The organism is Rhodanobacter sp. K2T2 (assembly GCF_013408815.1).
GTDB lineage: Bacteria > Pseudomonadota > Gammaproteobacteria > Xanthomonadales > Rhodanobacteraceae > Rhodanobacter.
On record NZ_JACCCA010000002.1, the window covers coordinates 20,510 to 45,048 of the forward strand.

17 protein-coding genes are annotated in these 24,539 nt (G+C 63.2%); 10 read left to right on the plus strand and 7 right to left on the minus strand.

Features of this window, described 5'->3' with window-relative positions; translation table 11 throughout:
* The first annotated feature begins 218 nt into the window (after nucleotides 1-218).
* The 6 genes from HDE78_RS03525 to HDE78_RS03550 all read left to right on the plus strand — a co-directional run bounded on the left by HDE78_RS03525 (nucleotide 219) and on the right by HDE78_RS03550 (nucleotide 6,378).
* Complete coding sequence (locus tag HDE78_RS03525; protein WP_179477154.1) at nucleotides 219-551, plus strand: YXWGXW repeat-containing protein; 333 nt, start codon at nucleotides 219-221, stop codon at nucleotides 549-551.
* Nucleotides 552-662: 111 nt separating this feature from the next.
* The gene (locus tag HDE78_RS03530) at nucleotides 663-1,019 is read left to right on the plus strand and encodes a YXWGXW repeat-containing protein (protein ID WP_179477155.1); all 357 of its coding nucleotides are present in this window, start codon (nucleotides 663-665) and stop codon (nucleotides 1,017-1,019) included.
* Nucleotides 1,020-1,182: 163 nt separating this feature from the next.
* Nucleotides 1,183-1,536 (plus strand): YXWGXW repeat-containing protein, encoded by a 354-nt coding sequence (locus tag HDE78_RS03535; RefSeq protein WP_179477156.1) that lies wholly within the window; start codon nucleotides 1,183-1,185, stop codon nucleotides 1,534-1,536.
* Between the two features lie 213 nt (nucleotides 1,537-1,749).
* Complete coding sequence (locus HDE78_RS03540; RefSeq protein WP_179477157.1) at nucleotides 1,750-2,853, plus strand: Glu/Leu/Phe/Val dehydrogenase; 1,104 nt, start codon at nucleotides 1,750-1,752, stop codon at nucleotides 2,851-2,853.
* A gap of 90 nt (nucleotides 2,854-2,943) precedes the next feature.
* Nucleotides 2,944-5,112 (plus strand): YccS family putative transporter, encoded by a 2,169-nt coding sequence (yccS, locus tag HDE78_RS03545; protein ID WP_345776024.1) that lies wholly within the window; start codon nucleotides 2,944-2,946, stop codon nucleotides 5,110-5,112.
* Nucleotides 5,113-5,220: 108 nt separating this feature from the next.
* A complete protein-coding gene (locus HDE78_RS03550) occupies nucleotides 5,221-6,378 on the plus strand; it encodes an isovaleryl-CoA dehydrogenase (protein WP_179477158.1) in 1,158 nt (385 codons plus the stop codon).
* Nucleotides 6,379-6,383: 5 nt separating this feature from the next.
* Here HDE78_RS03550 and HDE78_RS03555 read toward each other — a convergent pair whose 3' ends face one another.
* The 6 genes from HDE78_RS03555 to HDE78_RS03580 form a co-directional block, all read right to left on the minus strand.
* Entirely contained in the window at nucleotides 6,384-8,252 is a 1,869-nt protein-coding gene (locus HDE78_RS03555) for a beta-galactosidase (protein ID WP_179477159.1), read from the minus strand.
* 249 nt (nucleotides 8,253-8,501) lie between these two features.
* A complete protein-coding gene (locus HDE78_RS03560) occupies nucleotides 8,502-10,589 on the minus strand; it encodes an enterotoxin (protein WP_255457611.1) in 2,088 nt (695 codons plus the stop codon).
* A gap of 124 nt (nucleotides 10,590-10,713) precedes the next feature.
* Nucleotides 10,714-13,710: a TonB-dependent receptor gene (locus tag HDE78_RS03565; RefSeq protein ID WP_179477160.1), complete on the minus strand. Its 2,997-nt coding sequence runs from the start codon at nucleotides 13,708-13,710 to the stop codon at nucleotides 10,714-10,716.
* Between the two features lie 267 nt (nucleotides 13,711-13,977).
* Complete coding sequence (locus HDE78_RS03570) at nucleotides 13,978-14,907, minus strand: 1-phosphofructokinase family hexose kinase (protein WP_179477161.1); 930 nt, start codon at nucleotides 14,905-14,907, stop codon at nucleotides 13,978-13,980.
* On the minus strand, nucleotides 14,904-15,827 hold the full coding sequence (locus HDE78_RS03575) for a carbohydrate kinase family protein (RefSeq protein ID WP_179477162.1): 924 nt from the start codon (nucleotides 15,825-15,827) through the stop codon (nucleotides 14,904-14,906). Before HDE78_RS03575 ends, HDE78_RS03570 begins: the two co-directional genes overlap by 4 nt.
* A complete protein-coding gene (locus HDE78_RS03580) occupies nucleotides 15,824-16,984 on the minus strand; it encodes a tagatose-6-phosphate ketose isomerase (protein WP_179477163.1) in 1,161 nt (386 codons plus the stop codon). The genes HDE78_RS03575 and HDE78_RS03580 overlap by 4 nt, the downstream gene beginning before the upstream one ends.
* A gap of 104 nt (nucleotides 16,985-17,088) precedes the next feature.
* Here HDE78_RS03580 and HDE78_RS03585 point away from each other — a divergent pair, with 104 nt between their 5' ends.
* The 3 genes from HDE78_RS03585 to agaR are packed head-to-tail and all read left to right on the plus strand — an operon-like array spanning nucleotide 17,089 to nucleotide 20,114.
* Nucleotides 17,089-18,006 (plus strand): fructose-bisphosphate aldolase, encoded by a 918-nt coding sequence (locus tag HDE78_RS03585; protein ID WP_179477164.1) that lies wholly within the window; start codon nucleotides 17,089-17,091, stop codon nucleotides 18,004-18,006.
* A 51-nt stretch (nucleotides 18,007-18,057) separates the two neighbouring features.
* Nucleotides 18,058-19,314, plus strand: coding sequence for an amidohydrolase family protein (locus HDE78_RS03590; protein WP_179477165.1), 1,257 nt, complete (start codon nucleotides 18,058-18,060; stop codon nucleotides 19,312-19,314).
* Between the two features lie 2 nt (nucleotides 19,315-19,316).
* Nucleotides 19,317-20,114: a transcriptional repressor AgaR gene (agaR, locus tag HDE78_RS03595; RefSeq protein ID WP_179477166.1), complete on the plus strand. Its 798-nt coding sequence runs from the start codon at nucleotides 19,317-19,319 to the stop codon at nucleotides 20,112-20,114.
* 144 nt (nucleotides 20,115-20,258) lie between these two features.
* Here the strand turns inward: agaR and HDE78_RS03600 are convergent, their stop codons facing one another.
* The gene (locus HDE78_RS03600) at nucleotides 20,259-23,120 is read right to left on the minus strand and encodes a S8 family serine peptidase (RefSeq protein WP_179477167.1); all 2,862 of its coding nucleotides are present in this window, start codon (nucleotides 23,118-23,120) and stop codon (nucleotides 20,259-20,261) included.
* Between the two features lie 223 nt (nucleotides 23,121-23,343).
* On the opposite strand from HDE78_RS03600, the gene HDE78_RS03605 reads away from it, so the two are divergent.
* Nucleotides 23,344-24,528: an acetyl-CoA C-acyltransferase gene (locus HDE78_RS03605; protein ID WP_179477168.1), complete on the plus strand. Its 1,185-nt coding sequence runs from the start codon at nucleotides 23,344-23,346 to the stop codon at nucleotides 24,526-24,528.
* The last annotated feature ends 11 nt before the right edge of the window (nucleotides 24,529-24,539 follow it).

Here is a 24,539-nt window from a genome sequence, read left to right on the forward strand (position 1 = left end):
GCTGCGTGCATGGCATGACGCGGGGCTACATCGAAAAGTTGTTGCACAACAGCATTTGTGGTGGTCGACGGGCTTACCAAATGGCCGGCCTGGAATGCACATCGCGGAATACTGCGCTACCGGCTCGAACCTGAACGAGCGAGTCGCAAGAAGTCAACAGCATGCGCCGCGCCCCGTTACTGTTTCCCAAGCCGCATGGTGCGGCCGGGAGATCGACGATGAAAAGCATGCCTCTCAAGCTGGCCCTGGTTGCCGGACTCGGCCTGGCCTTCGCCGGCGCAACCACCTACGCGCCACCCGCATCGGCACAAGTCTACGTGACGACCCAGGTCGGCGTGGCGCCACCGCCGCCGCGCTTCGAGCGCGTGCCGCCGCCGCGCTATGGCTATGTCTGGGCGCCGGGTTACTGGCGCTGGGACGGTTACCGTCATCGCCATGTCTGGATCAACGGTTACTGGGTGCGCGGTCGCCCCGGGTACGTCTGGCATCCGGCGTATTGGGATCACGCACCGGGCGGCTGGCGTTTCCGCAATGGCTACTGGGCGCGCTGAACGCGCAACAACCTGCGATCGTGGACGGCTGTCGGTATGACGGCCATCCACTGACACTAGACGCACCATCCACTTTACGTTTCTCAACCTCATCAGGGAATGCATACGACCATGTCGATTCGTCTTTTGGCCGTTACATCGTTAGTTGTCGCCGCGGCGCTGGCCAGCGGTTGCGTGGAGGAACGGGTCGTGCACGACCGTCCGGTGTACGTGCAGCAGCCACCGCCGCCGCGTGAGTATGTGGAAGTGGTCGCGCCGCGCCCGCCACCGCCGGTCATCGTGGAGAACGTGCAGCCGCGACCAGGCTATATATGGGCCCGCAGCTACTACCGCTGGGACGGCCGCCAGTACGTGACCGTTCGTGGCCACTGGGAGCCGGTGCGCCCGGGCTATCACTACGTGCATCCGCACTGGGAACAGCGCCCGGACGGCTGGCACTGGCGTGCCGGCGTGTGGGTGGTGGGTTGACCCGCCGCCCGAACGCGCTAGCGGTTTGATGAAAACGCCCCGCCCGTCGGGGCGTTTTTCTTTTCGCGGACCGAGACAGCACGGGGCACGCTGTCGGCACCGTGGACGGCGCGATAGACTGCAACACCCGCGCGCTCACGCCTTCTCTTCGGAATTGCACCTCATGGTCAATCGCTCCGCCGCTCTCGTTTTGCTGGCGCTGGCCACCGCACTCGCCGCCGGCTGCGCCGGGCAGCCGTCCAACGGTACGCCGGTGGTACATCGGCCGCTGTTTGAAAGCACGTACTCGCACGACCTGGTGGCGCCGCGCGAGCCGCCACCGTTTGTCTTCGAGGCGGTCAAGGACCGTCCCGGCTATGTCAGAGCGCACAGCTATTGGAAGTGGAACGGCCAGGATTTCGTTTTCGTACCCGGCGAATGGATACCCGCCAAACCCGATTATCGCTACGTAGACGCTCGCTGGGAGCGGCACGGCGACGGCTGGCACTTCAAGCCCGGCTACTGGCTGCCGCAGTGATGTCGCGGCACGCATGATGCGGCGTGTTACCGTTTTGGCGGAGTGACGTATTAGACTCTCGCGCCTGATTCCCCACCCCCGGCCGGGGCTTTGCATGTAGCCCTTGTCCATTCCCGATCACGCGGGTCCTATTCGGCGTTTCCTTTTTCGCTTCCTTCTGATGCCGCTCGACGCCTCGAACCGGCACCGTCCTTTATGGAGTCAACCGTTCCAATGATTTTCGAAACCATTGCCAACACCGGTCACGAAGAAGTCGTGTTCTGCCAGAACAAGGACGCCGGCCTCAAGGCCATCATCGCCATCCACAACACGGTGCTGGGCCCCGCGCTCGGCGGTCTGCGCATGTGGCCGTACAAGAACGAGCAGGAAGCCGTGAACGACGTGCTGCGCCTGTCCCGCGGCATGACCTTCAAGAACGCCGTGGCCGGCCTGAACCTGGGCGGCGGCAAGGCGGTGATCATCGGCGACCCGAGCAAGGACAAGTCCGAGGCGCTGTTCCGCGCATTCGGCCGCTTCGTCAACTCGCTCAACGGCCGCTACATCACTGCCGAAGACGTGGGCATCGACGTCAACGATATGGAATACGTGTTCCGCGAAACCGAATACGTGACCGGCGTGCATCAGGTGCACGGCGGCTCGGGCGACCCCTCGCCGTTCACCGCGTTCGGCACGCTGCAGGGCCTGATGGCCGCACTGCAGTTCAAGTACGGCAACGAGGACGTGGGCAAGCACAGCTACGCCGTGCAGGGCTGCGGCCACGTCGGCATGGAGTTCATCAAGCTGCTGCGCGAACAGGGCGCCAAGGTGTTCGTCACCGACATCAACAAGGAGCTGGTACAGCGCTGCGTCGACGAGCTGGGCTGCGAGGCCGTTGGCCTGGACGAGATCTACGACGTCGACGCCGACGTCTACTCGCCGTGCGCGCTGGGCGGCACGATCAACGAGCAGACTATCGACCGGATCAAGGCCAAGGTGATCTGCGGCGCGGCCAACAACCAGCTGGCGACCGACGCGATCGGCGACGAGATCTTCCGCCGTGGCGTGGTGTATGCGCCAGACTATGCGGTGAACGCCGGCGGCGTGATGAACATCTCGCTGGAGATCGACGGCTACAACCGCGAGCGCGCCATGCGCATGATGCGCACGATCTACTACAACCTCGGACGCATCTTCGAAATCAGCAAGACCGACAAAGTGCCGACGTATCTGGCCGCCGATCGTCTGGCCGAGGAACGCATCAACTCCATCGGCAGGATCAAGCTGCCGCACATGGGCAACGGCGCCACGCGCTTCCAGGGCCGCATGCGCGGTCAGTAAGCCACCGCGCGGAGACGCTTCGACGCCGGTCTTTCGAGGCCGGCGTTTTTCATGCGCAGCCCGCCCGGTCGGTCACGTATGCTGGCTACTGTGAATACGATTTCCCACCCCACTTATCGCTGGCGCCGGTTGCGCGGATCGGACCGTTTTGCCGAGTGCGTGCGGGTCTTGTTGTCGCTCGGCGGCATCGTGCTCTGGTGTGTGATCAGCCATCGGTTTGCGGTGGCGATACCCGCGATGCTCGGCGCCATCGCCTGCGCGCTGGCCGAGACGGAAGACCACTGGCGCAATCGCCTGGGCACCTTGCTGGTGACCATGGTCTGCTTCGCCACGGCGGCGTTTGCGATCAAACAGTTGCTGCCCTACCCGCTGCTGTTCGCCACCAGCCTGCCGATCGCGACGTTTCTGCTGGTGATGCTGGGTGCGGTGAGCGGCCGCTACGCAACGATTGCCGGTGCCACGCTGATCCTGTCGATTTACACCATGATCGGCGCCGATCAGCCCGGCGCGCACGCGCTGAACCCGTGGCGCGAGCCGGCGCTGCTGCTGGCCGGCGCGGCCTGGTACGGCGTGCTGTCGCTGGGCTGGAGTATCTTGTCGCCGCAGCAGGCGATACGGCACGCGCTGGCGCGGCTGTTCGACAGCCTGGCCGACACGCTGGATGGCAAGGCCGCGCTGTTTGCGCCGCTGCCCGGCGTCGATCGTCAGGCGCTGCAGCTCGCGCTGGCGCTGCAGAACGAACAGGTCGTGACCGCGCTCAACGATACCCGGCTGGTGCTGATCGATCGCATCGGCACGCGCCGGCCGCGCGGCGCTACCGCGGCACGCCTGCAGCTGTATTTCGTGGCGCAGGATATCCACGAGCGCATCAGCTCCTCGCACTATCCGTACGACGCGCTGGCCGAAGCTTTCTTCCACAGCGACGTGCTGTTTCGCTGCGAGCACCTGCTGCGGCTCGAAGCGCAGCAGTGTCGCCGCCGTGCCGACACGCTGCGGCTGCGGCTGCCGCTGGAGGACGACGTGCAGGCGGCTACGGCGCTGGCCGACGTGCATGCCGCGGTCGATGCGCTACGCGCGCAGCCGCGTCCGCCAGCCGCGCATCTGCTGCGCGCGCTCGACGGCCTGTTGAAAAACATGTCGGCGATCCGCCAGCAGCTGGCCGGCGACAGCCGTGTGACCGCAGCGGTCGAAGAGAACGACAGCGTGCTGCAGGATCCAGGCCCCGGCTCGCTGAGCGACGCCTGGTCGCGCATTCGCCTGCAACTCACGGCCAGCTCGCGGCGCTTTCGCCATGCGTTGCGGCTGGCCATCGCGCTGCTCCTCGGCTACGGAGTGCTGCATCTGGTGCATCCGCAGAACGGCTACTGGATTCTGCTGAGCACGCTGTTTATCTGCCAGCCCAGCTACGACGCCACGCGGCGCCGGCTGTTCCAACGCGTGGCCGGCACGCTGCTCGGCGTGGTGATCGGCTGGGCCATGCTGCAGCTGCTGCCGTTCGGCCCCGCCCAGCTGCTGCTGGTGGTGATCAGCGGCGTGGGATTCTTCGCCGCGCGCCAGCGCTCGTACTCGCTGGCAACGGCGGCGATCACCCTCTTTGTACTGCTGTGCTTCAACCAGCTCGGCAGCGGTTACGAAGTGATGTGGCCGCGGTTGCTGGATACGCTGATCGGCGCCGCCATCGCCGCGATGGTGACGTATTTCATCCTACCCGACTGGCAGGGCCGGCAGCTGCATCACGTGATCGCCGACACCATCCAGACCGACGCGCGCTATCTGACCCAGGTGCTGGCGCAGTACGCCTCCGGCAAGCGCGACGACCTGGCGTACCGGATCGCCCGACGCGATGCGCACAACGCCGATGCGGCGCTGGGCGGCATGCTGGCGAGCATGCTGCGTGAACCCGACCGGCATCGGCAGGACAGCGAACCGCTGCTGCGTTTTCTCACCGCCTCGCATCGGTTGCTCGGACACCTCTCCACGCTGGGCGCGCATCGGCGGACGATCGCCTCGGCCGACGCGCTGCGGGTGTTGAAGCAGGCCGGCGACATCACGACGCAGGCGCTCGACCGCCTCGCCGCCGCACTGGCCAGCCATACGCCGGCCACGCCGTTCGGCGACAGCCACCGCCTGTTCGAGAAGCTCGAGGCCGACGGCGCCGAAGATGACATCGCCACCCTGGTGGTGGGGCAGCTGGCGCTGGTGCTGGCATTGCACGACGAGCTGGCGGAGCTGGGCGTGGCGCTGTATCGCGAGGTTTGATTCGCGCTTCGGCGCGCCTGCGGCCATCGGCTTCACGGCGATAACCCGGCCAGGTTGTAAACTGCCCCGCTACGTTGACGGCCAGTCATCCTTCAGGAGTTCCATCGCATGCGCCCCTTTCCGCTCGGAGAAGACATCGACCTATTGCGCGAAACCGTGCATGCGTTTGCCGACAAGGAGATTGCGCCGCGCGCCGACCGCATCGATCGCGACAATCTGTTCCCCGCCGACCTGTGGCAGAAGCTGGGTGAGATGGGCCTGCTCGGCATGACCATACCGACCGAATACGGCGGCACCGGCATGGGCTTTCTGGCGCACATGGTGGCGATGGAGGAAATCTCGCGCGCATCGGGTTCGGTCGGCCTGTCGTACGGCGCGCACTCGAACCTCGCCACGCAGAATATTTTCCACAACGGCAACGAGGCGCAGCGGCGCAAGTACATCCCCAAGCTGTGTTCGGGCGAATACGTGGGCGCGCTGGCGATGAGCGAACCGGGTGCCGGCTCCGACGTGGTCGGCTCGATGAGCTGCAAGGCCGAGAAGGTCGGCGACGTGTGGGTCGCCAACGGCAGCAAGATGTGGATCACCAACGGCCCGGATGCCGACGTACTGCTGGTCTACATGCGCACCGCGCCGCGTCCGGCCGGCAGCCGCTGCATGACCGCCTTCATCATCGAAAAAGGCATGAAGGGTTTCACGACCGCGCAGAAGCTCGACAAGCTCGGCATGCGCGGCTCCAACACCTGCGAGCTGGTGTTCGAGAACTGCGAAATTCCGGAGGAAAACATCGTCGGCGAAGTGAACGAAGGCGTGCGCGTGCTGATGAGCGGCCTCGACACCGAGCGCGTGGTGCTCTCCGGCGGCCCGCTCGGCATCATGCAGGCCGCGCTCGATCTCACCATTCCGTACGTGCGCGAGCGCAAGCAGTTCAATGCGCCGATCGGCACCTTCGGCGTGATGCAGGCCAAGATCGCCGACATGTACACCGCGTTGCAAAGCTCACGCGGCTTTGCCTACATGGTGGCGCAGCAGTTCGACACCGGCGTGAAATCGCGCATCGATCCGGCCGCCTGCCTGCTCAATGCATCGAAGAATGCCGTGCAGGTCGCGCTGGAGGCGATCCAGGCGCTCGGCGGCAACGGCTATATCAACGACTACCCCGCCGGTCGCCTGCTGCGCGACGCCAAGCTGTACGAGATCGGCGCCGGCACCAACGAAATCCGCCGCATGCTGATCGGCCGCGAGCTGTTTCACGGCAAGTATTGACCCCACTAGCCATGCAGCGTCGTCGCGCCATGCATCGGCGCGGCGACGGTCATATGCAGATCGAAGATCAGCAGCTCGTTGTCGCCGTGGCGAAACCATGAGGCGGGGCAATACAGCCGCTGCTGCGGGCCGAGGTTCCAGTAGCGGCCGAGCAGCTGGCCGTTGACCCACAGATAGCCCTTGGCCCAGCCCGACATATCGATATAGCTGTCGCCGAGCCGGTCGAGTTTCAGCACTGCCTTGAAGAAAATACCCTGGCGCGATGGCTCGCCGAGCAGCGGCTTCAGTCGACGGATAAAGCGCTCGTCCAGCGGCAGGCTGTAGACGTTCCAATCCTCGACCGCCTCATTGCCGAGGCGGATGCCGCCGACGATGCCCTTGCGATCGGCCATCGCCTGGCCATAGCCGACGTGGCCGAAGCTGTCGACGAGAATGTCCAGTTGCGACGCCTCGCCGTCGTCGGTCGCCGGAAGATCGACCCGGTTGCCCGGCCGTAACCGCGCGTGCTGCACGCGCGACACGTAGTCGACGTAATGGCCATCGTGAAATACGGTGGCATAGTCGCGCACCCCGTCCAGCGTCAGCGCCGCCGCAGCACTTGGAATCGTTCGGCGATACAGCACCATGCCATGGTCTTGCGCAAACAGCAGTTCGTTCGCCTGTGGCCGCTTTACGGTCTTGGGTGCCGGCAGGTTGTCCCACAGCGAGGCATAGGCCGCCGGCACGATCGCCGCAAAACGGATCGCCGCCGGTGCCGTCGGGATCGCCGGCAGCGGCGACGCGTGCGCTGCAAGCAGCTTGCGGAAGCGGTGATAGTCGGGCGTGGCTTCGCCGCGTTCGTCGATCGGCGCACCGTAATCGTAGCTGGTGATGACCGGCTCGAACTTCGAGTAATCGTTGCTCGCATTGGCACCCGCGCCGAAACCGAAATTGGTGCCGCCGTGCACCACGTAGAGATTGAACGAACGGCCCTGCTCCAGTAGCCGACGCAGGGTATCGACATAATCGCCGCGCTGGAAATCCTTGTCGCCCCAGTGCGTCAACCAGCCGGGATAACCCTCACCGACCCAGACCGGTGCCTCGCCGGCGATAGCCTGCGCGGCCGCGAAATCGGTATCGCCGTCGAGTCCAAGCGCCGCACCGGGTAGATACGTCCTCTGTTTCTGTATTTGCGCGAGACCGTCGGAAATCGAGAACGGCCCGTCGATACCGCGCTCGCGCCACATCGTGCGCAATTGTTCGAGATAGCTCAGGTCGTGGCCGAACGAGGCGTACTCGTTCTCGATCTGCATCATCAGGATCGGTCCACCACGTTTCGCCATCAGCGGCGCGATGGCCGGTGCGATCGCGTCGAGGTATCGCCCCACGGCCTGCGCGTAGTGCGGATTGCTCCAGGTGCGCACGCAGATATCCGGCTGGCGCAGCAGGTACGGCGGCAGTCCCCCGAAATCCCACTCGGCGCACACATACGGGCCCGGCCTCAGATAGACCCACATGCCCTCCTGTTGGCATAGCTCGATGAAACGAACGAAGTCGCGACGACCCGTCTTCAAATCGAACACGCCGGGTTCCGACTCCAGCGCGTTCCACATCAGGTAGACGGCAATCGTATTGAGGCCCATCGCCTTGGCCATGCGAATGCGATGGCGCCAGTATTCCGCGGGAATCCGAATCGGATGCATCTCGCCGCTGCGGATCTGGAACGGTTTTCCATCGAGCAGGAAGTGCTGCGCGGACAAGTCGAACCGGTGCGGCTTACCGTCCGGCTGCCGATCGATTGTCACATCGCGTGCCATCGTACCGGCCACGATGTGCGAACTCAGCGCCGCCAACGGCGTCAGCGCGGTCAGTCGTAGAAAATCTCGTCGATGCATCGGAGTTCCTTTGGGTGGACGCCGTTACGAACAGATGATCGGGCCGTCGCCGCTGCTTGCGCAGGCACCGCGACTTCAGTCGCGTGAATCCATGCCATTCATCCCTGCCGCGTTGCTTGCGATCGCATCGTGGGCGCAGCGACGCTGTCCAGGTTTTCCGCTGCTGATGGAGGCCGATCACCCGGACGGAACGATTCAAGCGCGAGCGGCGGCCTTCGGCAGATTGTGTCGAGTTCGATCGGCCATGGCTCAGTGCTCTGCCAGCGGCGTCAGCTCCAGGGTCAACACCTCGAACGGCGCAAGCGTCAAGGTGCTGGCGCGGTCGGCATCCAGCTGCAGCGGCAGCGTGCTGCCGCCGGTCTTCCACACGTCGCGCACGCGGAAGCGGCGCGTGGCATCCTTCGGCAGCTCCAGCTGGTGCTGCAGATCGATCACTGCCAGCTGCGTGCGATCGCCCGGGTTACGCAAGGTGACGATGGATTTTCCCGGCGACCACGCGGCCCATCCATAGACGTCCAGACGTCCGGGGTCGCCGCCGATCCAGTGCGTGTCGCGCAGCACGTCGGCATTGGCGCGCGACCATTTCGCCGCGTACGCCAGCGTGTCCCAGTCCTGCGCATCGAGCAGCGACGGCGTGATGTACATCTCCTGCAGCTCGGTGCCGGTAGCGAAGTAGGAGTGCACCTCGTTGGCGAAGTCGTGGCCTGGATCGGTATTCAGACGTGTGTTTTTCTGAGCGTAGATGATGCCGTGGAGCATCAGCGAATTGATCGGGAACAGCGGCCCCTGGATCACGATATTCTCGTAGGTCTGCTGATCGCGATAGGTGATCCACTGTTCGCGCTCGGTGCCCACGCCGGCATGCCAGTCGTCCTCACCTCCACGCCAGATCGAATCCGCATAGCGCAGCCAGAAGGGTGATGCCCAAGTGCCGGTAGTGAGATTGATGAACGTGTCCGGTTTGGCTTCGCGAATATCCTTGATCAATTGGATCGCCGCACCGAAATCGCTGTCGAAAACGCTGCCCGGAAACACCTTGTCAGCATTGCCGGTACCGTCGAACTTGAACTGGTTGATGCCGTCCTTGGTGACCAATTCCATCACGGTATGGTGGAATTGCCGATAGTAATTCGGACCCGACAGCGCGAGGCCACCATCGATGACTTCGTAACCCGACTTGGCGCCGCGGTCGGCACGCTCTTTCGCCGGTGGGCCATAGCCGCCCCAGGGTGACAGCCACACGCCGGGCGCAGCGCCGTATGTGGCCGCTGCATCGCGCAGCGGTGCAAAACCACGTGGAAAATCCTTGCTGAAGTTCCAGCTGCCGGAACGATCGTCCCAGCCGTCATCGAACAGGAACGAATCGAGCTTCACGCCACGCTTGACAGTCAATTCCTGGCCGAAGGCGTTGATGCGATCAAGCGCCTGCGCCTCGGTGTACGGCGTGAAATAGCCGATGTCGTACCACGAGTTGTAATGCAGAAACGGTCGATACGGGTGCGCCCGCTCGCGATCGATGTAGGCAGCAAAGTCACGTCGCAACTGGCCATCGCGCACGACGCCGACTACCGCCGAATAGCTGATCGACTTGCCCTGGTGCAGCGGCAGGCCGCGGGCCATGGTCAGGGCCACATGCTTGCCACGCACTTCGCTGTCCGACAGTGGGTCTTCGAAGCCCAGATATATGCGCCCGGCGATGACTGGCGAACCTTTCACGGTGCCGTCGACCGCGGCGCTCACCGCATCGGCCGGCAGCAGCGACACGCTGGTGATGTGCTCGTCCTGCTTCAGCGCGGTGATCGTCACCACTTCGCGCAGATAGGCCGAACCCTCGCGCTGTACCAGCTGCATGTCAACGCGGAAGCGGCCGTCCGCGTCGCCGAAGCTGGCGCGAATGACCTGCCCCGGCAGGCGATCCGCCAAGCGTGATGCCTTGGCATCCACAGACAATGTCTGCTCATCCGGCGCGGCAAGCAAACGCATGTCGCCCGCGCCGATCACATGTCCGTCGGCCAGGGTCAGCGCGAATGGTGTCTTGATCGCCAGCGACTGGCTGCCGTCATGACTGGCGATCGTCATGTCCGTCAAGTGATCGTCTGTTATTTTCCAGTGGGCCCCGATCGCGGCGTTACCGAAACTTTCCAGGCCCGCATGATTCGCAAACGACGATGCACCGGGCCTTGCCATGCCTGCATCGTCGGCGTAGGTCACACTGACACAAGCAAACAGCGCGCACAGAACGCCCATGGCAAGACGCGAAGCGCGCATCGCCTTGCGCGACGCACGGCGATGGGAACGATCAGTGACTTTCGTCTTGTTGGTATACACGTAAAACATGTCTGAACCCTTGTTGTGATGTGTCATCGCAGGCCATCTCGGCACCTATCCGTCAGCTTGCTCGAGCACCGACGGGGCGCCGTGTCCGAAATGCACTCGGACACGGTCTTGTTCCACTCTGCCGTCAGAACTTCTGCTGGTAACGGAAATACACGTAACGACCGATGTCGTACGACGCGTTGTAGTTATAGGGCGTATCGCTGCCCGATGCGTAGGCACCGTAAACATAGGGAGGGGTGCGATTGAAGACGTTGTTAGCGCCGACCGAGAAGGTGGCATTCCATGGCGCCTTCCAGTACACCTGCACGTCGCTGTAGGTGACCGATGGCACCTGCGTTTGCGGCTCGACACCCACGCCGGGCGCGTAGTAGTCGGGCAAGGTGCAGGGAAATGCCGTGGTTCCGCTGGATGGCGCGTAAGCGCACGCGGCTTTGTACGGGGAGAAATAACGCAGTGTCCAGCTGGCACCGAATGCATGCCAGTCCCAGTTCAAGGTGAGGTTGTCGCGCAGTCGCCAAGAGGTAAGGAAGTTCGCCGTGTTACCGGCGGCATAAATGATGTTCGAGCCAATCGTCGGCAGCTGGTTGAACTTCGCAATGTATGTACCATTCATGCTGAGCTTGAAATCGCCGAACGATGTCTTGGGAAAGAGGTAGGCGGCGGTGAAGTCGTAGCCACTTTCTTTTTGCCAGCCTGCATTGGTCTCCAGGTTCAGCAGGTCGTAGATCTGACCGGTGCCGGCCTGACGCTGGAACTGGCTACAGGCGGACTGGATGCTGTACTGGTAACAGTTCGCCAGCACCTGATCGTTGCTGATGTTGGTGATCAGGTTGCGAATGTTGTAGCTCCACCAGTCGAGCGTGAAGTTGAAACCGGTCAGCCACGATGGGCTGTAGACCAGACCGATATCGGCGTTGTACGACGTCTCCGGCTTCAGATTGGGATTGCCGCCGGTGAAGTTGGTACTGGGCAACGCACCTTCGCCACTGGACGTGATGATGGGCACCCCGTTGCTATCGGTCTGACGGAAGTTGGCCGCCACGCCCGCAATGCCGCCATAACCCGTCAGACAACGCTGGGCGACAAGGGCATTGCCGCCGTAGGCCGTCGGTCCGTAAACGGTGTCACATGGATCGGTGAACGTGCCCGCCGGATATCGGCCCTGATAGAGATCGTTGACGGTAGGCGCACGAAAGCCGGTGCCGTAGCTGGCGCGAAACAATAGATCGTCGAACGGCTTCCAGGTCAGCTTGTACGAACTGTTGGTGCTGCTGCCAAAATTGCTGTAGCTGGAATAACGCCGCGCGATATCGAGATCGAGACTCCTGGCGCCGGGAAGATCCTTCAACAACGGCGCATTGACCTCGGCATATGCCTCATTCAACGAATAGCTTCCGCTGTTGGGTCCTACCCCGCCGTCGGTAGAATAACCTGCATAAGCGTAGGGATCCGGGCTGTCGTAGCCGGACTCCTCACGCCGCTGCACGCCCGTGGCGAAGGTCAGATCACCGGCTGGTAACGCATAGATATCACCGCCGAAATCGGCGACATAGGCCTTTTCATCGCTACCGTAATGCTCGACGCTGTTGATCGACAGATAGTTGAGCATCTGTGGCGTGATGCCACCGGGACCGGCCAGCGGATTGAATGGCACGCAGCCGGCAATGACATGGCCCGGCGTTCCGCACTGCACGACGCCATTGGAGCCCATGAACGACGGTCCCAGCGCGTTTTGCACATTGATCAGGTTGAAATAGCCGGTTCGCGTGTTAATGCCACTGATCTTGCTGTTGTACGTATAGACGTCCCAATTGAATAGATGACCATTCCACTCGAAGTTGCCTTCGAGGCCGAGGTTGTAACGATAGTTCTTGGGATCGTTGTAGCTGCGGTAGGTCGTCTCGGTCATCAACCGCCTGAACTGTACTGACTGAATGCCGTTTAGCGGGTTGTAATAGCTGTATTGGGAAAGCAGCGAGGGAAAGGCGCTGTTGGAACCCATACCGCTATAGAACAGCGGCGAACCGGATTGCGCGGTCTCGTCGTCGATGTTGTAGCCGAGGTTGATATGGCCGGTGATATTCGAGGTGAAGTTGTAACGGCCGTCCAGATACAAATTCTTGGTCTTGTCCTCTGTCTGCAACATGTTGGTACGGCCGGCCAGCCTGTTGTAATTCTGGTCGCCAGCGTTGGCCAGACTGGTGATGTCGCCGTTCGCGGCGTAGGTCGGCTGCACGAACGTGTGGTAGTCATTGATATTGCGTGAGTCACCACCCGGATTGAGTACCAGTGCGGCACCGCCCGGCGCGTTGCTTATATATCCGTATGGACCATATTTGCTCAGGCCGAAATACGGATGCTGATCCGTCCATGGGTAAGCGGAAAAAGCACGATCATCGGCCCACACCGCACCCTGATTCTGATATGAGGCGCTGAATACGATGCTGCCTTTGTCTGTCGCTTTACCGACGGTGAAACTGGTTTGCGTCTGCCGTCCGTCGCTGTGCGGCGAGTATTCACCGTTATAGGTGTTGATCTCCGCGCCGTTGAAATTCTTCTTGGTGATGATGTTGATCACCCCGGCAATCGCATCGGAGCCGTACACCGCGGAAGCCCCGCTGGCCAGCACATCGATACGCTCGACGATGGCCGTGGGGATCACGTTGATATTGGTATAACCCCCATGCGCTGCTCCGATGCGCTGACCATCGACCAGCACCAGCGTACGCGGCGCACCGAGACCACGCAGATCGATGAACGAGCCACCCTGGTTCGGGCCCAGATCACCGGGTGCGGAGTGACTGAGATCGGGTGGCGACATGGACGAGACATTTTGCAGAAGCTGCCCCACCGTGGCGAAGCCCTGCTTCTGAATATCCTGTGCGGTAATGCTGATCACCGGCTGTGCTGCCTCTACATCCACGCTGCGGATGTTCGAGCCGGTGACACTGACCTGCTTGAGGCTTACCGCCTTGTCCGGCGCCGGCTTGTTTTCTACAGGTTTCTTGGTTGCCGCAGCAGTTGTCGTGGTGTCCGCGGGCGGAGATGAGGCATCGGTCTGCGCCAGCGTACTTCCTGCAAACACCAAGCCGCCAACTGTCCATGCCACCTGGATCGCCATCAATGACCTCCCGATGGATGAAGCCAGCAATTTCTCTCCCCTGTTATCAACGATAAAACAGCCACTTTTCTCAATTCGCATGAAATGCCTCTCCCGTATTCGCTGTGGCGCTGCGCAGAAATAACGTTTCCCCTCTGTCGCAGGCCGCTCATGGATACCCGTGAAAAAATCCCGTTCCCACAGACTTTTCCGCACCATCACCAAATTTCAGACGCAGAAATCCGTGCCGGACCAATGAAGGCTCCGGTTTGACTCCCTGCTTTTCAGTCACGCCAGGCGGTGCACTCGAACCCGAGAGAGCAACGCCTCTACCGCTCGCCGTTCGACGAAACCGGTTTCCTCACCCTGTGCGTTGGCGGCACCGCAAGCGACGCCAAGGCGCAGGGTTTCTTGCAAATCCATGCTCCGCGCCATGCCCACGGTCAGGCCCGCAAGCAGGCAATCGCCCGAACCGACGGTGTTGTGGATGTGCTCGAGCTCGATCTGTGCATGCCAGGCACCGCCCGCATCGACCGCAACAGCGCCCAGAGCGCCCATCGTCACCACCGGCATCGCCACGCCCACGCTGTGCAAGATGGTTGCCGCGTGGAGCGCCGCATCGATGTCGACGACAGGATGACCCAGCAGCTCCGTTATCTCATCGCGATTGGGCTTGACCAGAAACGGCTGCACGGTCACGGCATGCCGGAGCACATCGCCGCTGGCATCGATCAGGCAACGCCGAGCGGCATGGCGCACATGCGCGGCCATCTCGGCGTAGGTACTGGCAGCGAATCCGCGCGGCAGACTGCCGGACAGGACGACCAGATCGCTTTCCTCCACACCGCGGCGGAACGCACGCAGCAGCGCGGACTGATAGTTTTCCGCCAGTTCGGGCCCCTGCCCGAGAATCTCGGTGATGTTCCCCCGCGCATCGCGAAGCGCCAGGCAGGTGCGCATGCTGTCGGGAATTTCGATGCCATGAAACAGTACGCCGCGCTCGCTCATGCACCGGCCGATCATATTGCGATGCGCCGCATCGACCAGGCCGATCAGCTGCACTCTTTCCCCCAGCGCCGCGATGGTCTGCGCCACATGCAGACCTTTCCCGCCGGGATACTCTCGTTCGTTGGTGGCGCGGTTCACTTCACCTAGACGCAAGGCATCGACGTCGACCAAGCGATCGAGCGTCGTATTGAAGCCGGCCACGGTAATCACGGATTCGCCTCGATCAGCGCTAGCGCCTCGGCGCTATCGGCCTGACAACTGGTGCCACCGATACCGCGCGTCGAAAGGCTGCCGCAGGCACTCCCCCAGCGCAGACAGTCGATCGGCGGCTGTTGCCGCAGCCACGCATGGATGAAGCCGGCATCGAAAGAATCGCCTGCCCCGGTGCTATCCACCGAGGCCACGGAATAAGCGGGCACTTCGATCAAGCGCTCGCCGTCCAGCGTGGCGCTTCCCTGGCGGCCGCGCTTCACCACGGTGCGTGTGTGCCCGTTGGCCAGTGCGAGCAGGCCTTCCGTGACCGATGTTCTGCCGGTGATGCCGCGAAGCTCCAGATCGTTGGGAAGAAACAGATCGACCCGTTTCAAGGTATCGATCAGATCATCGCCCCATCGCTCTTCCGGATCGAACCCCGGATCCAGTGAGATGGTCAGGCCATGCCTTTGCGCTCGCGCAAACAAGCCGCTGCAACCAAGACGCAAGGACCGCTGCAGATAATATGAAGACACATGCAAATGATCGGCGGCCTGGAGGCAGGCATCACTGACGTCTTCGGCGTGCAGTGCGTCGATCGCGCCCGCGAAAGTGACCAAGGCGCGATCTCGCGCCGTCGAAAGCGACGCGGTGACACCGGTGCGCAACGCCGTATCGCATCGTATCCCGTTCGTATCGACGCCCGCATCGCGCAATGCGGCCAGACAATAATCGCCCCACTGATCGCCGCCGACTTTGCCGACGAAAGCCACCGGATTGCCCAGTCGCGCCAGCCCCATGGCGCAAATCATCGACGAACTTCCAGGCGTCAGCACAAAGTCTTCGGCAAGCACTTCCTTGCCCGGTTGCGGAAAGGCGCTGCAATCCCTGAAGACCAAATCGACGTTGACTTCACCGACGACCAGGATACGTTTCACGCGCCCTCCCGATCCTGGTGGATGGGGAAGTGCTCGACCACACGGGTCAGCACGCCTTGCGAAGGCGTATCGGGCTTCTGTCCCAGCTTCAGGCAGCGGAAGAAAGCGAGCATCTGCCCCACCACCACGTCGGCCAACAGCAAAAGGCCGGCATCGTCATCCGCCGGGTCGGCCAACTCGACGGCAAGATCGTGTGGCCCAAGCATATCCTTGGCGATATCCGTACCCACCAGCACACGGGTCGTACCCAAACGCTTTCGCGAAAGCTCGCGCAGCAGATCGTATTCATACGCTCGTACCGCTTGATCTGACGACAAGAACGCGACCACCAGCGTTTTCTCGTCGATGCTGGACATCGGACCGTGCCGCAGGCCGAGGTAAGTTTCCGCACGCGTGATCACTGCGCCCGTCGTCATCTCCAGCATTTTCAGCGCCGCCTCGTGCGCCGCGCCGAGCGCACCGCCGCTGCCGAGATAAAGCACCGAGGAAAAATCCCCGTCGGCCATCGACGCGAGCGCATCGGCCTGCGTGTCGAACAGACTTTGCACACTGCTGGCCATTGAATCGACCGTAGCCGGCCACGTGCCGTTCTGAGCCTGCTTCGCCAAACCCATGCCGGCGAGCAACAGATTGGTGAAACTGCTGGTCATCACCAGACTGCGGTCGTTGGTACGTTCGTCGAGAACCAGCACCGTGACGCGCGGTTCGTGGCGATAATTCGTGGCAAGTTTGCCCGCGGCATTGCAGGTGATCACGAGATGGCGATAGCCCGGCGCGTCGGCCAAAAGGCGACTCACCACGCTCGCGCTCTCGGGGCTGTCGCCCGAGCGCGCGAGCGAAATCAGCAAACCCTCGCCCGGAGGCAACACGTCGCGCCAGTGCGTCAGCAAGGTTCCGGCGGCGATCGCCTGAACCGGTACACCGATCGCGCGTTGCAGCAGCGGCGCCAGGCACTCACCGATATACATCGAGCTGCCCGACCCGGTCAGCACGACATGCGAAGGCGGCGGCGACAGTGCCTGCTGCAGCGACTCGCGCACAGTCGGATCGGCGAGCCGCTTTGCTGTCTCCTGCCACGTCTGCGGCTGTTGCAGGATCTCTCGCAGCGTGTCGGCATAGCCGCACGACGCCTGCTGCGCCGATGAAAGTGAAAGCAAGGCATCGAATCGCGCCGAATCTTTCTTTTTATTGTTTAAACTTGTCATTTTGCCGGATACAATCGAATATGAAAGGCTAAATCGCCGAAACGAGAGTATTCGAAATGAAACAAAACTTACAAGCGGTTTCGAACATCGGGCAGAAAATTTCCGGGCTGTCACTGTCTCACGGCAAGCGCACCCGGCTGTGGCGACTTCTTTACGCGCATGGCCCCCGTAACGGCAACCTGCTGGTACTTCCGCTGGATCAGGGGCTGGAACACGGACCGACGGATTTCTTTCCGCATCCGCCGGCGGTGGATCCCGAGTACCAGTTTCGGCTGGCGGTAGAGGGCAACTTTTCCGCCATCGCGCTGGGCATCGGTCTTGCTGAAAAGTACATGGGCGATTACTGCGGGCAGATTCCGCTGATTCTCAAGCTCAACGGCAAAACCAATATTCCCAGCGATGCCGAAGCCACGTCGCCTTTGTTCGCTTCAGTCGAAGACGCCGTGCGACTGGGCGCCGATGCGGTGGGTTACACCTTGTATGTGGGCTCGGCACGCCAGCACGATGAAATTCGCCAGTTCGAAAAAGTGCGCCAGGATTGCGAGCGCTACGGTATGCCGCTGGTCATGTGGTCGTATCCCCGCGGCGCGGCTGTGGATGCCAAGGGCGGCACCAATACGCTCTATGCGCAGGACTACGCCGCCCGCGTCGCGCTCGAGATGGGTGCCGACATCGTCAAGCTGCACGAACCCAACGAGAGTACGACCCACGTGCCCGCGCCCTACAGTCAGCTACAGGAAGACGCCGCGACTCGGAGCGCGCGCGTCGTGCGTTCCGCCGGTCGCACCATGGTGCTGTTTTCCGGCGGCGAAAAAAACGACGACGACTCCGCCGTACTGCGCAAGGTCGAGTTCTACCTGCAGTCCGGCGCTACCGGCGTGATGTTTGGACGCAATATGTGGTTGCGTCCCTTCGATCAGGCGCTGGCGCTGACCCGCGCCGTACACGACATCATGGCCAAGTATCCGCGCTGAACATGCCGACTGAAACAATGCCTGCGGCCAATCGAGTGATGAGGTGATCGCATGATCCGAAGCCATAGCTGGTCGCGACAACGCCAACCCCGTGCAAGCCTGGGCTGCCATGTCACCCAGGCCGGCTGCCTGTGCTGCTCGCCGCCGACCGGTGCGGGCACCGTTCGAATCGAAGGCAGCAAGAACCCGCTGAGTACGGCCGGCGGTGAGAGCGGGCTGCGCCTGCAGGATTTCCAGCCGCGCAGCATGCTGCACGTGCCGACCACGCGGATCGAACGCCCGCGTTTTCCGGTGATCGACATGCATACGCACCTGACCTGGTCGAGCCATGTACGCAGCGGCATCTCGGTCGGCGAGGAAATCACCCTGTTCGCCCAACCCGAAGACCTGCTGCCGGTGATGGACCGCAAAGGCGTTCGCACGCTGGTGAACCTCACCGGCGGTGTCGGCGCCGGCCTCGAACAAAGCATCCGTTCGTTCGACCATGCGGCTCCCGGACGCTTTCTCACGCTTACCGAGCCGTCGTTCGACTTGTTTCCCGAGCCGAACTACGCGCAGCTGCAGGGCGACGCCATTGCGCACGCGCAGCGGATCGGTGCACGCGGCCTCAAACTGCTCAAGACGCTGGGCCTGTATCTGCGGGAAAATATCGACGAAGGAGCTCTGGTCGCCGTGGATGACCGCCGCTTTGATCCGATGTGGGAAGCCTGCGCAGGCTACGACATGCCGGTATTCCTTCACGTCTCCGACCCCGAAGCTTTTTTTCTGCCGACCGACGCCAACAACGAACGCTACGAGGAACTGAGCAACCACCCGGACTGGTCGTTCTACGGGCCCGCGTTCCCAAGCAATGCGGAGCTGCTGGCCGCGCGCGACCGGCTGATTGCGCGCCACCCCAAGACGACGTTCGCCCTGCTGCATGTGGGCAACAACGCAGAAAACCTGGAGGCCGTCGCCGCATGCCTGGATCGTTTCCCGAACACGGTGATCGACATCAGCGCGCGCATCGGCGAGCTGGGCCGACAGCCGCGCACGGCGCGACGCTTCTTCGATCGCTATCAGGACCGCATCCTGTTCGGCACCGATGCGGTGCCATCACCGTATGGCGACGATGTACCGCAGCAGCTGTTTGGCGATGCGCTTTACGAAATCTATTACCGGTTCCTGGAAACCGAAGACGAGTACTTCGATTACGCCCCGGCGCCGACGCCTCCACAAGGACGCTGGTCGATCTACGGCCTGGGGCTTGGCGATGCCGTGCTGCGCAAGGTATATCATGACAACGCCGCCCGCCTTCTGCATATCTGACCATGAGCGAAACCCCCACTGCCTCGCCCCGCCTGCTGGTCGAGGAGCGCCGCCGCCTGATCGTTGAACTGGTAGAGCAGCAAGGGCGTGCCACAGTCGAGGAACTGGCGACACGCTTCGGTACATCGACGGTCACCATTCGAGCGGATCTGGACATGCTGGCGCGCAACTCGGTCATTGCCCGCTCGCACGGCGGCGCGCTGCCGATTGCCGCGGCGACGAACGATACCCCGCTCAATATCAAAGAAACCCGCTGGCATGCGCAGAAGCTGCGCATCGGCCAGGCCGCTGCGAAGATGATTCAGGACGGCGAAACGATCATCCTCGATTCCGGCTCCACCACGGTGGAGATCGCGCGGCAAATCCGTCAGATGAAGTTCGAATCGCTGACCGTGATTACGAATGCCTTGAACATCGCGATGGAGCTGTCGGGTCTGCCGCCGATCCGCGTGATGATGCTGGGCGGCCTGCTGCGACAAACCTCGTATTCGCTGGTCGGCCCGGATGCCGAACAGGCCCTGGCGAAGCTTTCCGCCGATCGACTTTTTCTCGGCGTCGACGGTCTCGACCCCGAAGTGGGCGTCACCACGCCGGACCCACTCGAGGCCGCCTTGAATGCGCTGATGATCCGCGTCTCACGCCAGACGATCGCGGTACTCGACGCCAGCAAGCTGGGCCAGCGCAGCCTGTCGGTGATCACCCCGGTGCACAACCTGCATATGGTGATTACCGACAGCAGCGCGGATGCACACGCCGTCGACACGCTGCGGACCGCCGGGGTGCAGGTGCTGCTGGTCTGACGGTTTGTTAGCGGCGCCTCAGCATCGATCAGGGTGGTGCGATACTGGCGCCGGCAGCAGCGCCGGCAGGTGTCACGACAACTACCAACGACGATTGCGCCGACGATCGCGGGATCGTCGGTGCTTTCATCGGCCGCGTAGAAATCAGTCGAACGTCCAGCTGATATCGGCGGTCGCCATGGTGGCCTGCTGGCGCTGCCCGACGTATTGGTCGAGGCCGAACGCGAGCCGCGTGCGCGGTGTGAGCGTCCAGTCCAGCGAGGTGCCGATGATGCCGCTGTCGCGCGCCAGGCCGATGCCCTCGACCGGGGCAAACTGGTTGACGCCGCTGAAGCTGGCATCGAACGCGTCGCCGCGCACGCCGAAGGACTGCTGCCATAAGACTCTGGTCTGCCAGCTGAGCTTACTGCCGTCGCTGAGGGTCCAGTTGCGCGCTGCGCGCAGGCCCGCGCCGGCCTGCCAGCGAGCCGAGGTTTGCGCCGCGGATTTCAGGCCGAAGCCATCCGCACCCTGCTCGTCGAAACCGTCGTGCTGGATCTGCGCGTACTGCAGATTCATGTACGGCGTAACTTGGGTATTGCCCAGCAAGAACCGGTAGCCGCTCTCGCCGTAGGCCACGCCATAGCGACCGTTGCTGATGCTGGCGGTGCCGGCGACCTGATCGCCGAGCTGCACGTAGCGACGGATGTTTTCGCGGTAGCTGCCGACGCCGAAACGGCCCATGGTGTACCACGCGCCATTGATCACGCCGCCGTAGAACATGCCCTCGATCGCGTGGCTGCGGCCTTGATCGGCGCTTTCGTCGAGCTGCCCCAGGCCCTGACTCTGGCTCAGCGCATAACCGATCACGCCGTTGCCGCCGATACGCTGGTCGGCGCCGGCCATCCAGCCGCTGAGGTCGTAACCGAGGCTGCTGTAACCGCTGCGCTGCAGATCGCCGCGATAGCCGAGGCTCTGCGTCCACGCACCGATGCGCGGCGCGTCGAGCAGGCTGACGAAGCGATCGGAAAGCGCCTGCGTGCCGGCATCGATAGCCTGCAGGGTCATCGCGGCGCTGGCGCCGTAGATCTGACCGGACAGACTTTCCAGCGACCGCTGCGCCACGGCTGACGTGGCCGACTGCTGCAGGCTGGCCGCGCCGACCATGAAATCGGTGCTGATCGGTTTCATGCCGGCGGCCGAGGCGGTGGCGCTCGACGAGCCGCTTGCCGCCGCGTTGGCGAGCTGTGCGTCGATCTGCTGAAACGCGCTCTGCACACGCGTTGCGGCGCCGTACGAAGCGGCCGTGTAGGTGACGCCGGGCACGGCGGTCACATTCACTTGTTGCACGTTGAGCCAGGCGCTGTTGGCGTCGTAGGCGAGCGAGGCGGTGAGCATCACGTTGGGCGCGGCATCGAGCGCCGAGAACGTGCCGCTCAGGCCACCCGCGGCATCGAGCACATCGGTATGCGAGTTGACGACGTAGCCCTGGTTCGCACCGGTGACGTAAAGATCGCCGCCGCTCAGGGTGGCGGTGCCGGCCACGTGCAGGGCCGAGCCCAGCGACACGCCCAGACGCCCACCGGCCTGCTGGGTGTAATTGCCGGCCACGTTCACGTTGCTGCTGCCGGCGTTCAGCGTGCCGGCATTGCTGACGCTACCGCCGATCTGCGGCGTGCTGTCGAGCGTGCCGCCGTTGGCAATCGTGACGCTCGCTGCCAGCGAGGCTGCGGTCAATGTGCCGCCCTGCACCTGTGTCATGCCGGTGTAGCTGGAGGGCTGGGTCAGGTTCAGCGTGCCGCTGCCCTGCTTGATCAACCCGCCCGCGCCGCTGATCGGATTGTTCCAACTGGAATTGCCGCTGAAGCTGACCGTGACGTCACCCCAGTCGAAGCGCGCCGGGCCATTCACCGCGCGACCGACGTCGAGCTCGCCGTAGCCGAATGTCGGGTTGGGCTGCGAACCGCCCAGCGGATCGGCCGTTCCCAGCAGGGTCTGGCGCACGAGGTCGTTGCTGAAATACGGATACGCCTGCCACACCAGCGCAGCGGCGCCCGATACCTGGGGCGCCGCCAGCGAGGTGCCTTCGACGATGTAATAGCTGGCGCTCGTTGTCGTATCGTCCTTGCCGCTGACGATCACGTCGCCCGGTGCGGCCAGGCAATAATCCATCGCGATGCCGCACTGGTTGGAATAACTCTCGAGCTGCGTGGGATTGTTGCTGTTTACCGCCACCACGGTGAGCCAGCCTTTTTGCAGATCGGGCGCCAGACTCGGCAGCGCGGCGATCGTGCTGGGGTTGGCCTCGGAATCGTTGCCGGCCGCAAACACCACCAGACCGCCCCAGCTGTTGATATAGGTGTTGTAGGCGTCGTGGAAACTCTGGGTGGTGGCCGTATCGCTGGCGCTCCAGGAAATGCCGCCCCAGGAGTTGTTCATCACCTTGACGCCGGCGGCGATCAGATCGCTGCTGACCTGCCCCAGTGGGTCCGATGAGGTAACCGTAGAAGGCGGCGTGGAACCGTTGTCGTCGCCGGCGTTGTCGTCGATGATCCGCGCCGAGACGATATCCGCACCCGGTGCGATGCCGCCGGGAAATTGAGCGAAGGGCGCACCGGCGGCGATTTCCGACACCCAGGTACCGTGACCGACGACATCGTCTACGCTGAGGTTGTTGGTGGTCGGGTCGACGTAGGTCAGCTCCTTGACGACGCGACCGGCCAACGCGGGATGATTGGCCATCACGCCGGTATCGACGATGCCGATGGTGACACCGGCGCCGTTGAAGCCCTCGGTATGCGCGGCGTACGTATTGGTCAGCGCCAGTTGCGCATCGATCGGCGGCTGTGGCGGTGAAGGCGCCGGTGCGGGGGCTGGAGCTGGTGCGGGAGCCGGCGCAGGGGCCGGCGCGGAAACAGGGGCCGGCTTCACGTTGCCGCCACCGCCGCCGCAGGCATTCAGACCGAGCAAGGCGCCGGCAACCAGCATCCAGTCGCGCGAGCGTATGCCCGCATCCATTCGTTTCATGACGCCATCCCCAGAAAGCGTTTCCATTGACGGCCGCGTTTCGACGAAACCGACGCCAGCCGTCCCCCGCGATTATCTTCTCACAACGAAATCCGAATGGAACACGCCGAAATGCGCACGCCAGCACAACCCCGATCGATTTGCCGGCGCAGGCAGCGGACTGGGATAATCCCAAGGTTATCTATCGGGCGTCTGCGCCTTCTCAGTCCCAACGGAGTTACCCATGTCTGATATCAGCGTCGTCATCGTCGGTGCCAAGCGCACGGCCATCGGTTCCTTCCTCGGCCAGTTCACCGGCGTGCCGACGCCGAAGCTGGGAGCCGCGGCCATTCGCGCGGCGCTGGCGCAATCGACCCTTGCGCCCGACGAGGTCAGCGAAGTGATCATGGGCTGCGTGCTGCCGGCCAACCTCGGCCAGGCGCCCGCCCGTCAGGCGTCGCTGGAAGCCGGCCTGCCGTTCGGCACCGGCGCGACCACCATCAACAAGGTCTGCGGCTCGGGCATGAAGGCGATCATGCTGGGCAACGACCTGATCAAGGCCGGCTCGGCCGCCATCGTGGTGGCCGGCGGCATGGAGTCGATGACCAACGCGCCGCACATGGTCAACGCACGCACCGGCATCCGCTACGGCGACGGCCAGCTGGTCGACCATATGGCCTGGGATGGCCTGACCAATCCTTACGACGGCAAGGCGATGGGCGTGTTCGGCGAGCTGTGCGCCGACAAATACCATTTCACCCGCGAAGAGCAGGACGCTTACGCGATCGAGTCGGTAAAACGCGCGCAGGCGGCCCAGCAAAGCGGCGCGTTCGCCGACGAAATCGTTCCGGTCACCGTGGCCGGCCGCAAGGGCGATGTAGTGGTCGATACCGACGAGCAGCCCGGCCGTTCCGACATCGCCAAGATTCCCACGCTGCGCCCGGCCTTCCGCAAGGAGAACGGCACCATCACCGCCGCCAGTTCGTCGAGCATTTCCGACGGTGCCGCGGCCGTCGTGCTGCTCTGCGCCGACGAGGCAAAAACGCGTGGGCTGAAGCCGCTGGCGCGCATCGTGGCACACGCCACGCACTCGCAGACGCCGGAGTGGTTCACCACGGCACCGGTCGGGGCCATCCAGAAGGTGCTGGAAAAAGCCGGCTGGAGCGTAGATGACGTCGATCTGTTCGAGATCAACGAAGCCTTTGCCGTGGTCGCCATGACGCCGATGCGCGAACTGGGCATTGCGCACGACAAGATCAACGTCAACGGCGGCGCCTGCGCGCTCGGCCATCCCATCGGTGCCAGCGGCGCGCGACTGGTGGTGACCTTGCTGCACGCACTCAAACATCGTGGGCTCAAGCGCGGCATTGCCACCCTGTGCATCGGCGGCGGCGAGGCCACGGCCATTGCGGTCGAGCGGCTCGATTGATGCCTAGCGAA